The organism is Rhodovulum sp. HP10 (assembly GCF_047553435.1).
Lineage (GTDB): Bacteria > Pseudomonadota > Alphaproteobacteria > Rhodobacterales > Rhodobacteraceae > Rhodovulum.
The window spans coordinates 672,987-687,744 of sequence record NZ_CP180201.1 but is presented as its reverse complement, the minus strand read 5'-3'; the positions used below and the strand labels follow the sequence as shown (position 1 = coordinate 687,744).

The following is a 14,758-nucleotide window of genomic DNA, read 5'->3' as shown; positions in this document are numbered from 1 at the left end:
CGGTCAGTCCTCTCAGCTGGCCATCGCACGCGCCGAGAGCCGGCGGGCGAAGGCATCGGTGAGCGCCGGCAACACGCTCAGCGCGTCGGCCACAACGCCCAGATGGGCGAAATCGAAGATCTTGGCCTCGGGATCGGTGTTGATCGCGATGATCAGATCCGCCCCCTCGACGCCCACCCGGTGCTGGATCGCGCCCGAGATCCCGGCGGCGATGTAAAGCTTGGGCCGGATGGTGTTGCCGGTCTGGCCGATCTGGCGTTCGGCAGGCGCCCAGCCCTTCTGCACCAGCGGCCGCGAGACGCCCCATTCGGCGCCCAGCACCTCGGCCAGTCGCTGCACCAGCGCCAGGTTCTGCGGCTGTTGCAGCCCCATGCCCCCGGCGACCACGATATCGGCATAGGCGAGGTTGGCCTTCTCGACCTGCGAGTCCGAGACGAATTCGAGCACCTTGGTGACGATGTCGTCCTCCTTCATCCGGAGCGAGTGCCAGACCATCCGCCCCGAGCGCGAGGTATCGGGTTCGGGCATCGCCATCACCCGCGGCCGCACCGTCGCCATCTGCGGGCGGTGGTTCAGCGTGTGGATGGTGCACAGGAGCGTGCCGCCGAAGGTCGGCCGGGTTGCGGCCAGCGACTTGTCATCGGCGATCTTCAGCTCGGTCGCGTCCGCCGTCAGACCGGTCTGCAGCGTGGTCGCGACCGAGCCGGCCAGATCGCGGCCAAGGGGCGTCGCGCCCAGCAGAAGGATCTCGGGCTGGTACTTGTTGACCAGATCCGTCATCGCGAGGGTGAAGGGCTCGTTGCGGTAATCGGCGAGCAGCGGGTCCTCGCAGATGTAGCAGACATCGGCGCCGTGGTGATAGGCCTGCCGGATCGCCTGCTTGGTGCCCTCGTCGCGCGCGCCCAGAACAACGCCGCAGAGATCGACGCCCAGATCGTCCGCAAGCTTGCGGCCCTCGCCCATCAGCTCCCATGAGACCGGGTGGACCTTGCCGCGCTCGATCTCGACGAAGACCCAGACGTGTTTGTAATCCTTGTATTTCTCGGCCAGCTGCATCTGCATCGCAGCGCGGCTGCCGGCAGGGGTTTGCGGCGCTTGTGCCATCACGCTGTCTCCTTATGCAGGGGTCTTGGCGGAAAGCTCCGCCTCGAGTTTCGGGCTTTTCGCGAACAGGACGTCGAGGATCGCATCGCCGATCTGGGCGGGCGCCTTGCCTTCGACGGCGACCATCTCGGCCTTCTCGGCGCGGGGCTGGGGCGCGAAGACGCGCCGGACCACGGTGGGCGAGCCGCGCAGCCCGCATTTCATCGGGTCCTCGATGCCGGCATCCTCGGCCGACCAGACCGTCAGCGGCGCGCGGGCGGCGCGCAGCATGTCCTGCAGGCTGCCCCGGCGCAGCTGGTTGGTGTCCTCGAGCATGGTGATCAGGCAGGGCAGCTTCGACTGCAGCACCTGCACCCCGCCCTCGGAGCGGCGACGGACCGTGATCGTGGCCGCCTCGGTTTCCAGCGAGTCGATGGCCGAGACATAGGTCAGCTGGTTCAGCCCCATCCGCCGGGCGATGCCGGGGCCGACCTGCGCGGTGTCGCCATCGATGGTCTGCTTGCCGGTGAAGACGATGTCGATCGGCCCGTCCTCGGCCAACTTGTCCAGCGCCGAGCTCAGCGCGAAGGACGTGGCCAGCGTGTCCGAGCCGGCAAAGCGGCGGTCGGTGATCAGCACCGCCTTGTCGGCGCCCAGCCCCAGCGCGCGGCGCAGCGCGTCCTCGGCCATGGGCGGGCCCATGGTCAGGACGGTGACCGTGCCGCCGTAATCGTCCCGAAGCCGCATCGCCTCTTCGAGCGCGAAGAGGTCATAGGGGTTGATGATCGTCGGCACGCCCTGGCGCATGATGGTGTTGGTCACCGGATGGACCCGGATCTGGGCCGAGTCCGGCACCTGCTTGATGCAGACGACGATCTTGAGCCCCTTCCTGGCCTCGACGGGCTGTTCGGGCGCGTCGATGGCCTCGGCGGCGGGGAAGTCGGGTTCGGTGAGTTTCTCGCTCATTTGACAGACAGCCGGAGCCCCTCCATCGGCACGACATTGCCGCGCGGTTGCGTGTAGATCTTCAGCGCCTTCTGGGCGCGCGGGGTGGAATTCTCGAAATCGGCATGGGCCTTTCGCAGCGCTTGCCGGGCGGCGGCGCGCACGGCCGCGTCATCGAGCTGGCTCAGATCGGTTTCGGCCAGGTACTGGCCCATCCGTTTCATCACATGCAGACGCGCCCGGTTGAGCACCGCCGGATCGAAGGGCAGGTCCAGAAAGGCGAAGAGATCTTCGGCCGAGGACAGGGCATAGAGCTGGTCGAGCATGCTCGGCCGGGACGCGGGGCGTGTCATGTCAGGCTCCGTTCTTGGGGTTCGGTCGGTCCGGGATGGCGCGCAAGCGCCTCGGCCCGGGCGGTGAGAAGGATCAGATCGGCCGCGGTGGCGGTGCGCTTCTCGCGGTCGGCCCAGTCGCGCAGAAGCGGCAGCACCGCGCGGGCCGAGGCCTCGTCCGAGGGCAGCCCCGCGGCGGACAGCGCCCGGGTCACGGCCGCGAGCCCCGAATGCTTGCCCAGCACGATCTCGCGGCTGCGGCCGAAGCGGGCCGGGCTGAGGGCCTGGGCCTCGTAGGTACCGGGATCTTTCAGAAGCCCGTCGACATGGATGCCGCTTTCATGGCTGAAGACATTGGCCCCGACGATGGGCCGGGTCGGCGAGAGCGGCCGGTTCGAGGCCCGGGCGACGGTCTGCGACAGGGCGCAAAGCCGGTCGAGCGCGACCCCGGTCGGCCTTCCCTGCACGGCCAGGGCCGCCACGACCTGTTCCAGCGCGGCATTGCCCGCCCGTTCGCCCAGCCCGTTGACGGTGACCGACAGATGGGTCGCGCCGCCGCGATGGGCCGCGAGCGTGTTGGCGGTGGCGAGCCCCAGATCGTCATGGGCGTGAAATTCCAGCGGCAACGGCCCCGGCGCCAGGATCGAGACCAGCGTATGGGCCGCGAACGGGTCCATCAGCCCCAGCGTGTCAGCCAGCCGCAACCGGATCGCGCCCGCCTCGGCCGCGACCTCGGCCAGCTGGGCAAGAAAGCCGATATCGGCGCGCGAGGCATCCTCGGCGCCCACCGAGACCTCAAATCCCGCCCGCGCGGCCAACCGGACCAGCCGCGAGACCTCTTTCAGCGCCCAGTCGCGGTCGCGCCCGAGCTTGCCCGCCAGCTGGCGGTCCGAGGCAGGTACGGTCAGGTGGAGGCGCGACAGCGCGGTCATCGCCGCCAGCTCCAGATCGCTGTCGCGCAACCGGCACCAGGCAACGCCCCGGGCGCGGGTCAGATGCGCGCCCGCCTCGCGGATCGCCGCGACCTCGGCCATGCCCATGGCGGGCACGCCAAGCTCGATCTCGGCCACACCCGCCTGGTCGAGCGCGACCGCGATCCCGATCTTCTCGGCGGCCGAGAAGGCCACGCCAGCGGCCTGCTCACCATCCCGAAGCGTGGTGTCGCATATCTGCGCCGGAGGCGGGGCAGGGGTGAAGTTCTCGAAGACATAGGGGGCAGTCATGGCGGCGGTCCTCAGCGGCTGGGGGCGGGAACGACGAAGACCGGCCGGCCGAGTTCCTCGGCCAGGCGTTTCTGCAGCCCGCCAAGGGTCAGCCCGGCCAGCTGGCAGCCCGAGCAACTGCCCTTCAGATGCACACGGACGCGGGGGCCCAGAATGTCGTGGAAGGCGACATCGCCGCCATCGGCCCGGAAGCGGGGCCGCATCTCGTCCAGCACCGCCTCGACGCGCGCGCGTTCCTCTTCGGCCGACATGCGCGGGGCGCCGGTCGCCGAGGGCAGGGCGGGCCTGATCGGGGCAAGGCCCAGCGGCCGGGCGACGCGGATGCCTTGCGCGGCCCGGAAGGCCGGGGGCTGGGCGTAATCCTTCAGCGCGGCGACAAGGCCCTCGGCTGCGACCTCTGCGGCCGAGCGGTCCTCGGCGGGCAGCCCGCCCAAAGCGGCCTCGATGGCATCGGCGTCGAGCCCGCGGGCCTCGGCGAGGGGCTTGCCGATCACGAGCTCGGTCAGTGCCGAGCCCGCGGCGATTTCGGGCCCGCCGCCGGTCGACTGGAACATCGCGGCGGCGATACGCCCGGCCTCGATCTTCAGGGTCAGCCGGAAGGCATTGCCGCTACGGACGGCACCGGCCTCGCCCAGCGCATTGGCTGCCTCGAGCGTGCCGCGGTTGTGCGGGTTCAGGAAATGGTCGGTGAGGATTTCGGAATAGTCCAGCATCTCTCTCTCCCGGGGTGTCAGCAGAAGGACTTGCCGCAACCGCAGCCGCCCTTGGCATTGGGGTTGTCGAAGACGAAGCCCGAGCCCTCGAGACCGGTGACGAAATCGATGGTGGTGCCGAGCAGATAGCCCTGGCTCTCGGGATCGATCAGCACCGTGACCCCGCCCTCGGTCTCGACCACCGCATCGGTCGCTTCGCGGGTCAGCTCGAGCGCCATGGCATATTGCAGCCCGGCGCAGCCGCCCGATTGCACCATCAGGCGCAGCCCCGCGATGGGCTGGCCCGCGCCCTGGATCGCGCTGGCCATGGCGTCTCTGGCGGCTTCGGTGATCTGGATCATGGCTGTCTCCTGTCGGTCTCGGTCCCTGACAGGAGTGAAGCAAGGAGCGTGCCAGGAGCCGTTCACGTTGGTTTCAGGGAGATTTGCGCTCCGGCTCCGACCGGTGTTGGCTTTGTCGGTGCGCTCTTTGGCGGATTTGCGACATGCCGATCGCGGCCGATTGTCAGAAACAGGAGGGCTCCCGCACCCGGCCTGCGCGGGGCATGCGCCCCGCTTGTCCGGCCTTGGGCCGGGCCGCGCCCCTGCGGGCCGCGGCCGCTTCGCGGAGGGTATTTGCGCCAAGAAGAAGAACCGCGTTCCCTGTTTCTTCCTGGCGGAAATACCCCGGGGGTCCGGGGGCAGAGCCCCCGGTGCCGAACAGGTGTCGAGCCGGCCCCGGGAGGCGCGGCTCGCCGCGCCGGTCGGAGTGAAGCTACGCCGATTTCGTCAGGCGGGGGCGTGGGTCTGGCAACCCGAGGGGCAGACCCGGGCGCAGGCGCCGCAGCCGATGCAGTCGTCGCCATCGGCGATGACCATGATCCTGCGTTCGATCTCGTCCTCGACCTCCTCGTCGTCGAGATCGACAATCTCATCCTCGTCGGTGACGCCCTTCAGGGTCAGCACGTTGCGGGCGCAGACCTTGAAGCAGCGGCCGCAGCCGATGCATTTGCCCTGATCGATGCTCATCAGGAATTCGGGGATGTATTCGGTGCCGCCGCGGGTCGTGGCTGTGATCGTCATGGCTGGGATCTCCTTTGCGGCTTTCGGGGCCGCTTTTGTGTGCCTTGCATGCCTTTTTGCGGCCGTCGGCGTCAGCTCGGGGCCGGTTTCGGGACGGAGGCCCGTTCTGATCCTCCGGGCCCATCGGGGGGCTCATGTCCTGCCTCCTAGGGGGATGTCATCCCCGGGGGAAAACCGGCGGGACCGGTCAGGCCCGGGCCGCCTCGGGGAAGCGCGCGACCATGTCGGCTGCGTCCCGGGTCAGCGCTTCGCCGGTCTCGGCCAGCTTCGCGAAGGTCTCGAAACCGAAGCGGTGGATGTCGCGCACATGTCTGGACAGCACCACCAGCCGCCCGGATATCAGGACGATCCGGCCGAATCCCTCATGGGTGATCTTCGACATCTGCGCCGCCTGGGCGCCGGTCCGACGTTCCAGCAAGAGCGCGACCGCGTCGTAGAACCGCTCGACCCGCCAGAGCAGGTCCGGATCGGGGTCGCAGATGATCGGGATCTCGCGGCGCTCTTCCCGGGTCACGATGAAATCGGCCAGGATCTCGGCATCGGGCTTGCCATCCCAGCTGCCATGGATGTCCTCGGCGCGGATCACCGCGATCAGCTGGCTCAGGTAGTCGCTGACCGGCAGCGCGCCGCCGCGGGCCAGGGTGTCGGCCTCGGTGCTCATTCGCTGTACTCCCCGGTGTAATCAGAGGCGAAATCGGTCTGCGGACGGCCCAGCACCTTGCGCAGGAAGGGTGGGGGCGAGCCTTTCAGCATGGTCCGGGTCCGGGCGATGACCTCGGCGATGGGCTCGGGGTCCTTGCGCTTGATCGGATGGATGCCGGCGCGCACCACCTTGGCGGCCGAGGGCCCGCCGATCGCCAGCACGAACAGAAGCGCGCAGCCGCTCAGCGCCTCGACCTTGGGGGTGATCCGGTCGTCGAGACTGTCATGGCCGCCCTTCTGGTCGGTCACGGTGTCGAACTCCAGCACCTCGACGAGACGCGACGACGCGGTCGTCACCTCGTAGATGGCGAATTTCGCGGCCGCGCCGAAATGCGCGTCGAGATGTTCGAGGTCATTGGTCGCAATGGCGATTTTCAGCGGGATCTCGCTGTCTGTCATGGCTGTCTCCGGCTCAATGAGGCGCAGTCTGCGGGCGGTCATGCTCGAACTCCGGCTCGATGGGGGCGGCGCCGAAATCCTCGGGGCGGGCCGCGTCATGCGGATGGGAAAGCACCGCATTGGCGATCTCGAAGAGGAAGGCGCGGGTGCCGCGATAGCCGACCCGGCAGATATCCTGCGCGCCGAGCCGGTCATTGATGGGAAAGCCCGCCCGCACCAGCGGCAGGTCCAGTGCCTGGGCCGCGTGGCGGCCATGGGCATGACTGATCAGAAGGCGCGCGCAACCCTTGCGGGCGCCGGCCTCGAGATCGCCGAGATCGCCCAGCACGGCCTCTTCGGCCGGGATCAGCTCGACGATGGGATTGGCGCCCGAGCTGGTGATGACGGCAACCGCCTCGGCGCCCAGGCCCGCCAGTGCCGAGCTCAGCGCATAGGCGAGGTCGGGATCGGCGGCTATGGCATAGCGCAGCCCGCCGATCTGGAAATGCGCGTCCAGCATGGCGTCCTGCAATCTGGCGCGGTCGCGCCGGATCGCCTCGGGCGCATCGGCGGTGCCGGCCAGCGCCATCAGCGCCTGCACGAAGCCGTCGACGGCGCGCAGCCCGGTCAGCGCGGGGAAGACCTGTACCGGCATCCCGCCGCGCGCGCCCAGAAGCCGCGCCGCCCCTTGCATGCTTTCGCCGATGGCGAAGGTCGCGGCCGAGCGCGCCATCGCCGGGATCGCGTCGAGCCGGGTGCCGCCCAGCGAGCGCCCCGACCAGTCCTCGGCCAGATGGCCGTCAAGCGCGGTCGAGAGATCGGGCAGGAAGATCGGGGTCAGCCCGAAGGCGCGGATCAGGCGGTCGATCTCCTCGATCTCGGCCGGGGTGACGTTGGCCGAGGGCAGGACGTTGACCTGGCGTTGTGTCGGTTCGGGGCGCGCGGCGGGATCGGCTTCGGGCACCAGCGCGTCGACGATGGCGGTGACGGCGGCGGCCCAGCCATCCTCCAGCGCGCCCTCGAAATCCGGGGTCGAGGCATAGACGACCTTCAGATCGCCGAAATCCCTGCGCCGGGCCAGGATCTCGCGCAGCTCGCCCGGCACGTCCTCGCCGCGGGTCTCGGTCAGCGCGGTCGAGGCGATGCCGATGAAGCGGGGATGGGCGCGCTTGCGGATATTGGCGATGGCCTCCTCGATCTGCTCGGCGCCGCCGAGGATGGTCGAGACCTCGTTCATCGCCGTGGTCTGGAGCGGGATCGCCTCCTTGAAGTGGCGCACCATGTGGACCATGGCGAAGGCCGTGCAACCCTGCGCGCCATGGAACAGCGGAACCGCGCCCTCGATGCCCAGATAGGCCATCGCGGCGCCCAGCGGGGCGCTCGATTTCAGCGGGTTGGTCGACAATGCGCGGCGGGGGCGGGTGAGGCGGGCCATGTCAGCAGTCCTCGAAATCCTTGGGGTCATTGACGGGACCCGGGGCCGGGTCCTGCGAGGTGGCAGCGAGGCGCAGCCCTGTCGCTGGGCGCGCCGCCTCCCAGGGGGCGGGGCGGCGGACCTCTTCCCAGACGGGATTGTTGACCGAGCGGTCGATGGCGCGGACCAGATCCACCATGCCCATGTATCCGGCATAAGGTTCGTGCTTTTCCTGGTTCACGTCGATCCAGGGGGTGCGCGCCTTCAGGGCCACGAACTGGCTGCGCGCGCCCGACATCAGGATGTCGGCCTTGGCGGCCTTGAGCGTCGCGTACATGTCCTTCGGGGCCATGTTCTCGTACATGTGGGTTTCGTCGCCCATGATCTGGACGACGCGCGCCTTGTCAGCCTCGGTGGCCTTGCGCACCGAGGTGCCGACGACCTCGATCCCGAGCTCCTGCAGCGCCGAGACCACCGACCAGCTTTTATGCCCGCCGGTGTAAAGCAGCACCCGCCGGCCTTCGACCCGCGGCCGGTAAGGGGCAAGCGCGGCCCGGGCGCCGGCCTCTTCCTCGGCGATCAGCGCCTCGCAGCGGTCGATCAGATCGGCGGGCGCGCCGCGCTCGACCAGCATCCGGCACATGGTCCGGAGCGCCAGGGACGTGTCGGAAATGCCGTAGAAGGATCCCTCGAAGAAGGGGATGCCCCAGGTTTCCTCCATCTTGCGCGCGAGCCCGATCAGCGCATGCGAACAGACCAGCATCGTGACCCGCGCCCGGTGCATCATCGCGACCTGCCGGTAGCGCGCATCGGCCGAGAGCGAGCCGAGGATGCGGATGCCGAGCCGGTCGAGCAGCGGCTTGATCTGCCAGAGCTCGCCGTTGAGATTGTAATCGCCGATGATGTTGATGTCGCACTCGGTGGTGCGCTCGGGCTCGACCGTGCCGATCACATGGCGATACATCATCTCGCCCGCGAGCTTGCAGCCGAGATTCTTCGAGCCTGCATAGCCCGGCACGTCGACCGGGATCGCGGGCGTGCCGAAGGCCTCGGTCGCGGCCTTGCAGACCGCCGCGATATCGTCGCCGATCATCGCGGTCACGCAGGTGGCATAGACGAAGATGGCGGGCGGGGCGTGGTTCTGGACGATCTCGCGGATCGCGGCGTAAAGCTTCTTCTCGCCCTTGCCCATGACGATGTCGAGCTCGGTCAGGTCAGTGGTGAATCCGGTCTTGTAGAGCATCGGCCCCGAGGAGGCCGAGCCGCGATTGTCCCAGGAATTGCCGCCGCAAGCGAGCGGCGCATGGACCAGGTGGGCGACATCAACGATGGGTTGCAGGGTGATCATTGCGCCGTCGAAGGCGCACCCGCCCGCCGCGGCCCCCGGGGTCAGCGGCCTGGCGCAGCCCTTCTTGCGGGCCTCGGCCGGCTTGGCGCGGTTGGTGGCGCAGCCAGGCTCGTTGAAGGCTTCCTGCACGGTTTGCTTGAGCGCGTCGGACATCCGGGTCTCCCTGCTTCACGGGGAAAGAAGCAGGAAGCGTGCCAGGGCGTTGATTTCACGGCCGGGCGGGCGAAAAAGGCCAGCGTTTCAAGGGCGACCGAGGGCGTGTCATGGGTATTTGGGCCAAGAAGAAAAGGCGCGGCGGGGGCTTGAGCGTCGGGTTTTGTCGGGTCTCCGACAAGGGGCCTACATGCGGAAATGCTTGGACAGCTTCAGCCCCTGGCCCTGGTAGTTCGAGGCGATGCCCTGGCCGTAAAGCGCCTCGGGCCGGGCCGACATGCGTTCATAGACCAGACGGCCGACGATCTGGCCATGTTCCAGCACGAAGGGGGCCTCGTGGCAGCGCACCTCGAGCACGCCGCGCGAGCCATTGCCGCCGGCCGCGTCATGGCCGAAACCGGGATCGAAGAAGCCCGCGTAATGGACCCGGAATTCGCCCACCATGGCGAGATAGGGCGCCATCTCGGCAGCGTAATCGGGCGGGATATGCACCGCCTCGCGGCTGACGAGGATATAGAAGGCGCCCGGATCGAGGATGATCCGACCTGCATCCGAGCGGATCTCTTCCCAGAACTCGGCCGGGTCGTGGGCGCCGATGCCGTCGAGATCGACGACGCCGGAATGGGGCTTGGCGCGATAGCCGACGAGATTGTCCGTGCCGGGCTTCAGATCGACCGAAAAGCCGAGCCCGCCATCGATCACCGCCGGGCCGCCCGAGACCAGCTGCGCCGTGTCGTCGAGCGCGCGCAGGTCGTCATCGGACAAGACCGCCTGTCCGGCGCGGAAGCGGATCTGGTTCAGCCGCTGGCCGGGCCGCACCAGCACCGAGAAGGAACGCGGGCAGATCTCGGCGTAAAGCGGGCCGCGATAGCCTGCGCGGATACGGTCGAACTCGACCCCGCCATCGGTGATGGTACGGGTCAGAAGATCGAGCCGCCCGGTCGAGCTCTTGGCATTGGCGACGGCCTGGATGCCCGGGGGCAGGGCGAGGCTCTCCATCAGCGGCACGACATAGACGCAGCCCTTTTCCAGCACCGCGCCCTGCGACAGGTCGATCGCATGCATGCGGAAATCGGCGATGCGGTCGGCGACGCTGCGGCCTTCGCCGGCCAGGAACGAGGCGCGGACCCGGTAGGCGACCGGCCCGAGCCGGAGATCGAGCGAGGCGGGCTGGACCTGTCCCTCGTCGAGCGGGGCGGAAAGGCCGATGGCGCCGGTCTCGATCAGGCGGCGGATTTCCTGTGCGGGCAGCACGCCGGGTGCGGTCATCGTTCCTCCCTCGGCCCGGCGCGGGGCCCCTGAAACACAACCGCCCGCAACCCCGAAAGGGTGCGGGCGGGTGAGGGTAATGGTCGGGCTAGCAGGACTTGAACCTGCGACCTTCCGTCCCCCAGACGGACGCGCTACCACCTGCGCTATAGCCCGACGTGGGGCGCTTCATAACATGTCTGACGGCGGGGGCAAGACGCAAATCCGCCTTCAGTTCCGTGCGGAGGCCTCGATGCTGCGACCCAGCCGGGCGAGCCGCTCGGCGGCCTGGCCTGCGGCTTGCGGATCGGCGTCGAGGAGGCGCCGGAGCCCTTGTTTCAAGAGCCTGCTGCGGGCGGGCAGAGATGTCGGGATAAAGGCCGGATCGTCATCCGCCGGGTCGGTTCCGGGCAGATCGGTGCCCAGAGGCTGCGCGAGGACGGGCTGTTCGGGCAGCGTGATTTCGGGTGCCGGATCAGGCGCGGTCTCTGCCTGCTCGCTCAGGCCGCCCGGGAGGGCCTCCGCTTCGGGCGGGATCGAATCGGTGGCCGGGTCCGGGACGGGCGCGCTGTCTCCGAGGGCAGGAGAGGGGGCCTGGCCGGGGCTCTGCCGCGACGCGGCGGGAATTTCTTGCGGAATGGCGACCGAAGGCTCCGGGGCCGGGGCGACGGGCGGGGCCGGGGTGACGGGCGGGGCCGGTGCGGCCACCGGCTCATCGGTCGCGACCTCATTTGCCGTCGGCGCGGCGCCTTGCGGCGAAGCAGGTGCGGATGGCGGCCGGGAGGGCGCCTCGTGCGGGCGATGATCGGCGTCGAGCCCGGGCAGGATGGCCTCGTCCGGCTCGGGCCGGGGGCGGCGGCGCATCGGGACGATCTCCGCCGCCTCTGCCTCGGCATCGAGCGCCATCGGTGCCTCTGTATCGGCGTCGGTATCGGTATCGGGGGCCGGGTCGAGGGGCGCGGCGATCTCGTCGGCTTCGGTATCGTCGAGAGGTTGCGAGAGGGCGACGACATGCCTGACGCCCTCTTCGCGCAGGATTTTCTGCACGCCGCGGATCGTCAGCCCGTCTTCATGCAGAAGTCTCTTGATGCCGCCCAGAAGCAGCATGTCGGAGGGGCGGTAATAGCGACGTCCGCCGGCGCGCTTGACCGGTTTGACCTGGGTGAACCGGCTTTCCCAGAACCGCAGGACATGGGCGGGCGTGTCCAGCCAGGTCGAGACCTCGCTGATGGTACGGAAGGCCTCGGGGGACTTGTCCGTGGCCAATGCCGATCAGCCCCTGTTGCCGGCCGCGACGCGGTCCTTCATCAGATGCGAGGGACGAAAGCTCAGCACCCGGCGCGGATGGATCGGAACCTCTTCACCGGTTTTCGGATTGCGTCCGATCCGGGCCGCTTTCGAACGCACCGAGAAGGTCCCGAAGGACGAGATCTTGACCGTCTCGCCGCGGACCAGAGCATCCGACATGTGCTGAAGCACGCTTTCGACCAGATCCGCGGATTCGTTGCGCGACAGCCCGACCTCGCGGAAAACCGCTTCGGTCAGGTCCATGCGTGTCAGTGTGTTGCCTGCCATTCTCTCCCCCATTTGTGACAATACCCATTGAAACCCTTGACTGCCAAAACCTTAGGTAGATTTGAATTTCCGAGTCAATACAGGGAACTTGCCGGTTGGGGCGAGGGCGGCGACAGCGGCGCGCCTACCAGCGCAGCACCACCGAGCCCCAGGCCAGACCGCCGCCGATTGCCTCGGTCACCACCAGATTTCCCGGGACGATCCGGCCCTCCTGCCGACCCACCGACAGCGCCAGCGGGATCGAGGCGGCCGAGGTGTTGCCATGGTCCTGAACCGTGACGATGACTTTCTCCATCGGCAGATGCAGCCGCTGCGCGGTGGCCTTGATGATCCTCAGATTGGCCTGATGCGGTACCAGCCAGTCGACATCGGAGCCCTCGAGCCCGACCTTGCCAAGGGCGGAATGGGCGGTGTCGGCCAGTTTCTCGACGGCATGGCGGAACACTTCCTTGCCATGCATTCTCAGATGCCCGGAGGTGCCTGTCGAGACCCCGCCATCGACATAGAGGATGTCGCGGTGGCGCCCGTCCGAATTGAGATCGACCGAGAGGATGCCGCGATCGGCGGTGGTGCCCGTGCCTTCGGCCGCTTCGAGAATCAGCGCGCCCGCCCCGTCGCCGAACAACACGCAGGTGCCGCGATCGGTCCAGTCCATGATCGGGCTGAAGGTCTCGGCGCCGATCACCATGACCCTGTGGGCAAGTCCCGCGGAAATCATCGCATTGGCATTGGCCAGCGCGAAGACGAAGCCGGCGCAGACCGCCTGGACGTCATAGGCGAAGCCCCGGGTCATGCCGATCCCGGCCTGCACCATGGTGGCGGCCGAGGGAAAGGTCAGATCGGCGGTCGAGGTGGCCAGCACGATGGCGTCCAGATCATCGGCCGCGAGCCCGGCATCCTCGAGCGCGGCCTGCGCCGCGGCCACGGCCATCTGCGAGGTGGTCTCGCCCTCGGCTGCGAAATGCCGCCGCTCGATCCCCGAGCGGGTCCGGATCCATTCATCCGATGTGTCGAGCGTCGCCTCGAATTCCGCGTTTTCCACCACGCGCGCCGGAAGATAATGCCCGACGCCCCGGACGATCGCCCTCGTACTCATGTTTACCTCTTGCTCCCCCCGGCCTGGATCCCGGCCGTTTCCGGTCCCGCCGCATTGCTGGCCGCAACCCGTGCCGCCAGCCGTTCGGTGAAGCCCGACTGCGCCAGTTCGAAGGCGAGCTTGACAGCAGAGGACACGCCGGTCGCATCCGACGCACCATGCGATTTCACCACAGTTCCGTTCAGCCCGAGAAACACGCCGCCATTGGCGCGCCTCGGGTCCATCCGCTTTTTCAGTCGCCTGAGCGAGGTATAGGCCAGCAGCGCCGCCATCTTCGACAGCGGCGTCGCGGTGAAGGCCTCGCGCATGAAATCGCCCAGAAGCTTGGCCGTGCCCTCGCCGGTCTTCAGCGCGATATTGCCGGTGAAGCCGTCGGTCACGATCACGTCGACCTTGGAGGACGGGATGTCGCCGCCCTCGACGAAGCCGACGAAGCTGTAATTCGCGTCCTTGGCGGCGGCATCGATCAGGTCATGCGCGGCCTTCATCTCGGCGCGCCCCTTGTTCTCTTCGGTGCCGACATTCAACAGCCCGACCCGCGGCCGCTCGAGCCCCAGCCCGTTGCGGGCATAGGAGGTGCCCATCAGCGCATATTGCAGCAGGTCGCGCTCATCGGCGCGGACATCCGCGCCGACATCCAGCATGATGTTGAACCCGACCGGATTGCGCGAGGGCCAGAGGCAGGCGATGGCCGGCCGGTTGACGCCCGGCAGCTTGCGCAGCCGCATGATCGACAGCAGCATCAGCGCCCCGGTATTGCCACAGGAGACGGCGACTGTGGCCTCGCCATTGCGCACCGAATCGATGGCCGACCACATCGAGGTGTCCTGGCCATGCCGCATGACGTGGCTTGGTTTGGCGTCCATGGTGACGACGCCATCCGCATGCCGGATCTCCACCCGCCCGCGCAGGGGCTTGCGGCGGGCGACGAGCCGTTCGAGCTCGTCCCGCTGCCCATGCAGGATGAAGCGGATGTCCGGATTCTTGGCGGCGGAGAGGGAAATGCCTGCGACGACGGCCGCAGGCCCGCGGTCGCCACCCATGGCGTCCACCGAAATAACGGTGCGCGGGGCGGCGCGCAGCTCCTGGGGGTGCTCTGAGGTCATGGACTGACGCGCGCCTTTTGGGGCAGATTATGCCGCGTCGTCTTCGTCCAGGTCGATCTCGTCGGCTTGGGCCACGACCTCGCGTTCGTCGTAATGGCCGCAGGCCGCACAGACATGGTGCGGACGCTTCAGCTCGCCGCAGTTCGAGCACTCGGCGGGATTGTCCGCGACCAGAGCATCATGCGAACGGCGTTGGTTGCGGCGGGACCGCGTGACTTTATTCTGAGGGACAGCCATGTCTCAACCTCGGTCTGGAGGGGCCTTGGCCCGGTGTTCTTTATGTGGGAACGCGCCTCTCTCAGCGCCCTTGGCGCGGCGTCCGACCCATCTTGCAAGCGAGGCCGGGAACATACTGCGATTCTGGTTGGGTGCAAGCCCCTT

Annotated in this window: 17 protein-coding genes and 1 tRNA gene; all 18 read right to left on the bottom strand. The window is 68.3% G+C overall.

Annotation, left to right across the window (positions count from 1 at the left end; genetic code table 11):
• Positions 1-12 precede the first annotated feature (12 nt).
• A complete protein-coding gene (locus ACK8CO_RS03060; protein WP_080615851.1) occupies positions 13-1,104 on the bottom strand; it encodes an electron transfer flavoprotein subunit alpha/FixB family protein in 1,092 nt (363 codons plus the stop codon).
• A gap of 12 nt (positions 1,105-1,116) precedes the next feature.
• Positions 1,117-2,049, bottom strand: a complete 933-nt coding sequence (locus ACK8CO_RS03055) for an electron transfer flavoprotein subunit beta/FixA family protein (protein WP_080615852.1) — start codon at positions 2,047-2,049, stop codon at positions 1,117-1,119.
• Entirely contained in the window at positions 2,046-2,381 is a 336-nt protein-coding gene (locus ACK8CO_RS03050) for a nitrogenase-stabilizing/protective protein NifW (RefSeq protein WP_231119256.1), read from the bottom strand. The genes ACK8CO_RS03055 and ACK8CO_RS03050 overlap by 4 nt, the downstream gene beginning before the upstream one ends.
• Complete coding sequence (gene nifV, locus ACK8CO_RS03045; protein WP_414898126.1) at positions 2,378-3,583, bottom strand: homocitrate synthase; 1,206 nt, start codon at positions 3,581-3,583, stop codon at positions 2,378-2,380. The genes ACK8CO_RS03050 and nifV overlap by 4 nt, the downstream gene beginning before the upstream one ends.
• 11 nt (positions 3,584-3,594) lie before the next feature.
• A complete protein-coding gene (locus tag ACK8CO_RS03040; RefSeq protein WP_414898125.1) occupies positions 3,595-4,296 on the bottom strand; it encodes an iron-sulfur cluster assembly scaffold protein in 702 nt (233 codons plus the stop codon).
• A 17-nt stretch (positions 4,297-4,313) separates the two neighbouring features.
• A complete protein-coding gene (locus tag ACK8CO_RS03035) occupies positions 4,314-4,637 on the bottom strand; it encodes a HesB/IscA family protein (protein ID WP_080615856.1) in 324 nt (107 codons plus the stop codon).
• 426 nt (positions 4,638-5,063) lie between these two features.
• On the bottom strand, positions 5,064-5,357 hold the full coding sequence (gene fdxB / locus ACK8CO_RS03030; protein ID WP_080615857.1) for a ferredoxin III, nif-specific: 294 nt from the start codon (positions 5,355-5,357) through the stop codon (positions 5,064-5,066).
• A 187-nt stretch (positions 5,358-5,544) separates the two neighbouring features.
• Positions 5,545-6,018 (bottom strand): NifX-associated nitrogen fixation protein, encoded by a 474-nt coding sequence (locus ACK8CO_RS03025; protein ID WP_414898124.1) that lies wholly within the window; start codon positions 6,016-6,018, stop codon positions 5,545-5,547.
• Entirely contained in the window at positions 6,015-6,458 is a 444-nt protein-coding gene (gene nifX, locus ACK8CO_RS03020) for a nitrogen fixation protein NifX (protein WP_414898123.1), read from the bottom strand. Before nifX ends, ACK8CO_RS03025 begins: the two co-directional genes overlap by 4 nt.
• A 13-nt stretch (positions 6,459-6,471) precedes the next feature.
• Positions 6,472-7,872, bottom strand: a complete 1,401-nt coding sequence (nifN, locus tag ACK8CO_RS03015) for a nitrogenase iron-molybdenum cofactor biosynthesis protein NifN (protein ID WP_414898122.1) — start codon at positions 7,870-7,872, stop codon at positions 6,472-6,474.
• A gap of 1 nt (position 7,873) precedes the next feature.
• Entirely contained in the window at positions 7,874-9,352 is a 1,479-nt protein-coding gene (gene nifE, locus ACK8CO_RS03010) for a nitrogenase iron-molybdenum cofactor biosynthesis protein NifE (protein WP_414898121.1), read from the bottom strand.
• 186 nt (positions 9,353-9,538) lie between these two features.
• Entirely contained in the window at positions 9,539-10,621 is a 1,083-nt protein-coding gene (locus ACK8CO_RS03005) for a 2'-deoxycytidine 5'-triphosphate deaminase (protein WP_414898120.1), read from the bottom strand.
• Positions 10,622-10,701: 80 nt separating this feature from the next.
• Positions 10,702-10,777 (bottom strand) — tRNA-Pro (locus tag ACK8CO_RS03000).
• Positions 10,778-10,831: 54 nt separating this feature from the next.
• Positions 10,832-11,866 (bottom strand): MerR family transcriptional regulator, encoded by a 1,035-nt coding sequence (locus ACK8CO_RS02995; protein ID WP_414898119.1) that lies wholly within the window; start codon positions 11,864-11,866, stop codon positions 10,832-10,834.
• A 6-nt stretch (positions 11,867-11,872) separates the two neighbouring features.
• Positions 11,873-12,175 carry an integration host factor subunit alpha gene (gene ihfA / locus ACK8CO_RS02990; RefSeq protein WP_369822816.1) on the bottom strand — a complete coding sequence of 101 codons (303 nt, stop codon included), beginning with the start codon at positions 12,173-12,175 and terminating at the stop codon, positions 11,873-11,875.
• 124 nt (positions 12,176-12,299) lie between these two features.
• Positions 12,300-13,271, bottom strand: a complete 972-nt coding sequence (locus ACK8CO_RS02985) for a beta-ketoacyl-ACP synthase III (RefSeq protein ID WP_414898118.1) — start codon at positions 13,269-13,271, stop codon at positions 12,300-12,302.
• Between the two features lie 2 nt (positions 13,272-13,273).
• Entirely contained in the window at positions 13,274-14,377 is a 1,104-nt protein-coding gene (gene plsX, locus ACK8CO_RS02980; RefSeq protein WP_414898117.1) for a phosphate acyltransferase PlsX, read from the bottom strand.
• A 27-nt stretch (positions 14,378-14,404) separates the two neighbouring features.
• Positions 14,405-14,614 (bottom strand): 50S ribosomal protein L32, encoded by a 210-nt coding sequence (gene rpmF / locus ACK8CO_RS02975; protein WP_080615866.1) that lies wholly within the window; start codon positions 14,612-14,614, stop codon positions 14,405-14,407.
• Positions 14,615-14,758: the final 144 nt, after the last annotated feature.